This is a genomic window from Allobosea vaviloviae (genome assembly GCF_001298265.1).
Taxonomy (GTDB): domain Bacteria; phylum Pseudomonadota; class Alphaproteobacteria; order Rhizobiales; family Beijerinckiaceae; genus Allobosea; species Allobosea vaviloviae_B.
In genome coordinates, this window is sequence record NZ_LGSZ01000011.1 from 1 (window position 1) to 849 (window position 849).

Genomic DNA, 849 nt, shown 5'->3' on the forward strand with positions numbered 1-849 from the left:
GCCGTTTGTCGAAGGGCTGACCGGACGTGACATCCAATGTTGAGCCGCCCAAGGCATTCCCGATCTCCTTTGGAAGCGAGGTGAAGAAGAGGTCGGTGACATATTGCTGGAAAGAGCTCGAATTCGATGCAAGCAGTACGATCACGACAAGGCGCATGGCTCGCCAGGCAAACTCCTGGATCGGCTCTGCGATCGCCCCGCGCATGACGGCAAAGCCGTACAGAACGACGTAGAGCAGCACCGCCATTCGCAACGGTCCATCGACGAACGAGGTCAGACTCGAAACTGACGTCGACACGAAGGTCGTGATTGGCTGCTCGAATTCCTTGAGGAACTGGTCGAAAACGTTGATGGCCATGCCACGTTCACTTCAAAGCGTCTTGGACTTCGCGTGCGGTCTGCCGCCGACGAGCCTCGCTGGCGTTGATGCACTCAGGGTTGGTGCCAACCCCACCCGGGTCGTTCCGACAGCGATCCCATTCGGAGGCGAGCGCCGCGGGGTTATCGAGAAACCAATTCACCGTGCGCGGCGAGCCGTCAGGCGCGGCGACCCCGGTTCGAACCGGTGGCGTGGCTTGCCGATCTTCGTCACTCTCGCCGCACCCCGCGAGCACGAGCAGAGAGGCCAAGGTCCAGAGCAGCGCCCGCGCCTTCACTGGAGCGCTGCCTTCATCTCATCGACAAGCTGGCGCTCGCGCTCTTTCTGCCGCTGGCCATCCATGTCGCCGCGCGCCTGCTGCACCATGGCTAGGCCCTGCATACGCAGGACCTCGTTCTGGAGGATGGCCTGCTCGGCCTGGATTCGGGCCGACAGATCGAGCACGTTCTTGGCGTCTTTGGCTGTGGTTA

Annotated in this window: 3 protein-coding genes; all 3 read right to left on the minus strand. The window is 61.8% G+C overall.

Features of this window, described 5'->3' with window-relative positions; all coding sequences use genetic code 11:
- A partial coding sequence (locus AE618_RS02050) for a type IV secretion system protein (protein WP_197280652.1) occupies positions 1-358 on the minus strand: 358 nt, incomplete at its 3' end.
- A gap of 7 nt (positions 359-365) precedes the next feature.
- Positions 366-656, minus strand: a complete 291-nt coding sequence (locus AE618_RS29215; RefSeq protein WP_156330054.1) for an EexN family lipoprotein — start codon at positions 654-656, stop codon at positions 366-368.
- Positions 653-849: type IV secretion system protein (locus AE618_RS02055; RefSeq protein WP_282568482.1), on the minus strand; the 197-nt coding region annotated here is incomplete at its 5' end. The genes AE618_RS29215 and AE618_RS02055, both read right to left, overlap by 4 nt.